We start from the raw sequence: 4,190 nt of genomic DNA, 5'->3' as shown, positions 1-4,190 counted from the left end.
ATACTTAGAGTGCCACAAACCTTGCGGTTTTTAGTGCACTCCTTATCCAACCTCACTTTCATCCCATGCCTAAAGGCGAGGGGCTTTCTCGTTCGGGAAGGGCTGTAAAAGAACTTAGTAGATGAAAAGGTTAGATTGCACAATTAATTGGGAGATAAGTACAAGTAACTTTGAATCTCTTGAACAAATACTTCTAATTTATTATATATAGAAATAGATATAATAAATTCACCCTTTCCTATGATTCTACAGAAAGAATGGCCTGTTTTTATATTTGTAGGATAGTTTTAGATACAAAAACACAGGAGTTTGCAACCTATAAATGACTAAATGTAAAATATATATTTCATTTATGTTGTTAATAATTTAATATATAAAATATAAGATTTATGGTGTGAAGTTATCTTTACAAGTGAGGTGTATTTAATGTCTTTAAGTAAAGTGAAGATTGCAAGGGTTGAAAAAGGTCTGACCCAACAAGGGTTGGTTAATATTGTAAATGTTACACGACATAACATTAGTATTATTGAAAGTAATAATTATAACCCTTCTTTAAAACTTTGCATTCATACAGCTAAAACACTAGATAAAAGTTTAGATAAATTATTTTGGGAGGAATTTTAAAATGGAAAAACTAAAAAAATGGTTTTCACTCAGTACACACCCAGATGAAAGAATCCAACAAATTGAAATGAAAATTTGGGCTCAATCTGGAATTATTGTCCTACTTATAGCTTTTGTTGATTTTATAATAAGGGGAGCATATCTACACCGTCCATTTTTAGAATGGGCTGCTTCATTAGCCATTATAATTTTTTATATGATATTCTTTTTTATTAAATCTATTTTGACTGGTATTTATGAAACAGATATTAATAATAAAGAACAATTAAATGAAAAGTTAAAAGAAAAAATGAGTACTACCTTTATTTTATGTTTTGTCGCAATAGGTGCTACTACATACAAATATAACTTACCTGAAGATTTCGTTGGATGGTTAGCAGTAATAGCAAGATTTATTATACTTTTCGCTTTCCTATTTGGTATTCAATATCTTATTACAGTATTAGCATGGAAGAAATCAAATAAAATTTAATAAGTATAGATAAAAAAAGCTTATCTTTTAGCACTTAATGATAAGCTTTTTATTATTTTTTCATCTTTTTTCGTTTTGATGTACAATGAATTTCTTAGCTTGATAGCGATGGGATAGAACCACATCGCCATCAAGCGGAAATTTTATAGTACCCCAGAACAAAATTTCGTGCTAACTTGTAACAAAAAAACATGTGAAATTGCCCATAGATAACTATCTTATATTAAGTACATAAGCTAGTGTGTGATATAATAATATAAAGATATTACATTTAAAGGGGGATTCAAATTGGTTAAAAACTTACCTTTACTAATAGTGATTTTAATACTTGGTATAAGCTCTTCTACGTTAAGTACGAATGGATACTTTTCTCCAGTTATAGAATGGTCTTTAATGATTATAAGTATTATTTTAAACATTACTGCAGTGATAGGTTTATCACTACACGTTCTTGTATACCAACCTATGAAAAGATTTGAAACAAATTTAAAAGAAACATGTAAATAAAATAATTATATTTGAGGTAACACCCATCGTTACCGAGCTAAAAAATGTATCCATAAAAAGAAAAAATACGCTATTCTTTCTGTAGAATCTTAGGAAAGGATGGCGTTTTTTATTTTAGGGTGTATTTTGTTCTGTTAGCTTGATGGTGATGTGGCTGTACCCCATGCAGATCAATTTAAGAATTCAGAATTTCCCCGAAACGAAAAAATGAGGGTTTTTGTCACAAGTTAGCACAAAATTTTGTTTGGTTATTTGCTTTGTTAGGTTGATGAAGACGTGTTGCTACTCCTGTAAAGGTAGTAGAGGGTACTACAATGAGAAATTCTCTAGTATCTTATTGTGGTACCAAGCATAACTTGACAAGTAACTAATAAATTATGCCTGTTTTGTATAATTTTCACAAAATCACTTTGACTCATTAATTATTATCATTATAAAATAATATAAGGATATATCTTACTAGCAGTTATATGTTTAGGTATATCCTTTTTGTAATTATAAGGAAGGAATTCAAGTTAAGACTGAAACAATAAGTTAGGAAAGCTAAACTGACGCTGCAGACAATGCAAAAACTGATGAAGGTCTGTCTATTGTTGAAGAAAAGAATTACTAAAAGAAAAAGGAGATAAGTTTAAAATGAATTTTAATAAATCATTTAAGGGTATCGCAATAGCAGGGTTAAGTGTTAGTTTCATGCTAGTAGGTTGTACATTAAATACATATGGACTTACACAGTCAGAGTATAGAAAAGTAGATAAGTATTATGATGCAGATAAAATGGTATCTGACCTAAAGAAATTGCACTATAGTGATGAGCACATTGAAAACCAACTAAGAAACGCATTGTCTAGAATTGAGTATGAAAAGGGAAGTAAGGAAGAAGAATCAAGTAGTAAAGAAAGTAAATCAAATGTATCAGACACGGAAGGTGAAAAGAAGGTAAAAGTATCTGAAAAAGATTACCCTTATCGTTTGACTGAACTGCACTTAGAATTCCAGTATCATTTAAAAAAACTAGAAAAGAAAACTGATGAATTATTTACAGAAAAGAGTGTCTACATAGGTGAGATAGATTCTTTAATTAGTCACATTAGTTTGGATATAAACCGTTTTGAAAAAATCAAGCCACCTAAAAAGTATGAAGACTACCAATTCTTAATACAAGAAGGGGTAGAAGAGATTAGAAAACAACTAATAAAAGTAGAAGATGCAGTTAGACAGTATGATGACCGTAAGTATGATGGCGAATATAATAAGGATAAAGCAAAAGAAATCATACAAACCGGTATGTTTGGGATAGATGATGGTGTTTCTAAATGGGAGACAGTATTTAAGGGGATAAACGAGAAATACCCTGATATAGAGCAAGAGGTAAAGGAAGAGAACCAGAAACATGCGAAAGAGGGTCATCGTGAGGATGATTTAAATGAAAAAGTTAGTGGTTCAGAAGTTGATAAATACAAAGTAGCCATCGTAGAAAATACAAATAAGATGGATGAAGTTATCAGACTGATACAAGATATTGGACATTCAGATGTAAAGGATTATGAGTCAAAGAAAAGTGAAATCCAACTGAGTTTGGATATGGCAAAAATACACGTAAGAGACATAAAATACCTTGAGGCACCTAAAGAGTTAGAAGTTGAACAAGAAAAGATAAAACAGGCAATGGATAATTACTGGGATGCTCTGCGATTACTTTCAGAAGCATTAGGAGAACAAAATGATAGTAAGTTGGAACAGGCAAATAATAAAGCAGAACAGGCAATGAAACTATTTAAAAAAGCAACTGAGAGTATTAAAAGTAAAACGAACTAATCATAAGAATGGGTGTATGGCGTTAGCCCTATTGTAAATTAACAAATAAAAAAAGGTAAGATCGGAGCTAGGATCTTATCTTTTCATAAAAAAGAAAAAAACTTAAGGGGTCTTCGGACGACTTGAATTATGTTATAGTAATGCATGTTAATTAATAAAATAAACTATACAAATAACTTATTATACTTCTGTGTACTCTAGCTGATATAATGTGAAAGGTAATTATTGGCTAATTAGTAATACATATATGTTATATTAGGGGGATACATAAGTAATGTTAGATGCTATTTTTGCAGTTGTAGAAATACTCTTAGGTTTTTTCGCATTTATAATAGCTTTATTTGCTTATCTTTTTTCAACAGGAGAAGAAAAGCGACAAGCAAAAGAGGATTTAAAGGAGCTTTCTAAAACTGCTCTCATCCCATTTGTTATATTTGTAATCGTAATATTATTTTTTGTTGTTAAGGTGATTGATCATGACAATAAAGTTGAACAAGAACAACAAAGGCTACATGAAGAGAACTACCAACGTTACCATAATGATAGTAATTCTAATCTTGATAAAAATCTGGAACAAGATAATAAATAATATAGATAAGAACCTCGCCGTTTCCATAAGATGGCGAGGTTCTTACGCATAAAGAAAAGACACCCTAAGGTGATATGATCCCCTTATAGTAGACAGTAAAAAGAAAGCACATTAATCTGTTTACTATGGAGGGGATTTTTCTATGGGCAAAATTAGAGTAACTTATGATATAGAATTTAA

The 4,190-nt window shown here is 30.4% G+C and carries 5 protein-coding genes; all 5 read left to right on the top strand.

The genetic code is table 11. The features are described 5' to 3' along the window. The first annotated feature begins 426 nt into the window (after positions 1–426). The 5 genes from MR167_RS30715 (at position 427) to MR167_RS30695 (ending at position 4,010) form a co-directional block, all read left to right on the top strand. Positions 427–624, top strand: a complete 198-nt coding sequence (locus tag MR167_RS30715) for a helix-turn-helix transcriptional regulator (RefSeq protein ID WP_016083073.1) — start codon at positions 427–429, stop codon at positions 622–624. 1 nt (position 625) lies between these two features. After that, complete coding sequence (locus tag MR167_RS30710) at positions 626–1,096, top strand: DUF6773 family protein (protein WP_242316187.1); 471 nt, start codon at positions 626–628, stop codon at positions 1,094–1,096. Positions 1,097–1,384: 288 nt separating this feature from the next. Then, positions 1,385–1,603 carry a hypothetical protein gene (locus tag MR167_RS30705; RefSeq protein ID WP_089149374.1) on the top strand — a complete coding sequence of 73 codons (219 nt, stop codon included), beginning with the start codon at positions 1,385–1,387 and terminating at the stop codon, positions 1,601–1,603. A gap of 636 nt (positions 1,604–2,239) precedes the next feature. Further along, a complete protein-coding gene (locus MR167_RS30700; RefSeq protein ID WP_242316186.1) occupies positions 2,240–3,421 on the top strand; it encodes a DUF7018 domain-containing (lipo)protein in 1,182 nt (393 codons plus the stop codon). 274 nt (positions 3,422–3,695) lie between these two features. Further along, positions 3,696–4,010, top strand: coding sequence for a fucose 4-O-acetylase (locus MR167_RS30695; RefSeq protein ID WP_242316185.1), 315 nt, complete (start codon positions 3,696–3,698; stop codon positions 4,008–4,010). Positions 4,011–4,190 lie beyond the last annotated feature (180 nt).

The sequence above is a fragment of the Bacillus cereus group sp. BfR-BA-01355 genome (assembly GCF_022663675.1).
Classification (GTDB): Bacteria; Bacillota; Bacilli; order Bacillales; family Bacillaceae_G; genus Bacillus_A; species Bacillus_A thuringiensis_S.
This window is presented reverse-complemented; position numbering and strand designations above follow the sequence as displayed.

Bases quoted from the DNA above. Each gene is read 5' to 3' on its own strand.
- MR167_RS30715 (WP_016083073.1), top strand. From the start codon at position 427: ATGTCTTTAAGTAAAGTGAAGATTGCAAGGGTTGAAAAAGGTCTGACC.
- MR167_RS30700 (WP_242316186.1), top strand. From the start codon at position 2,240: ATGAATTTTAATAAATCATTTAAGGGTATCGCAATAGCAGGGTTAAGT.
- MR167_RS30695 (WP_242316185.1), top strand. From the start codon at position 3,696: ATGTTAGATGCTATTTTTGCAGTTGTAGAAATACTCTTAGGTTTTTTC.
- MR167_RS30710 (WP_242316187.1), top strand. From the start codon at position 626: ATGGAAAAACTAAAAAAATGGTTTTCACTCAGTACACACCCAGATGAA.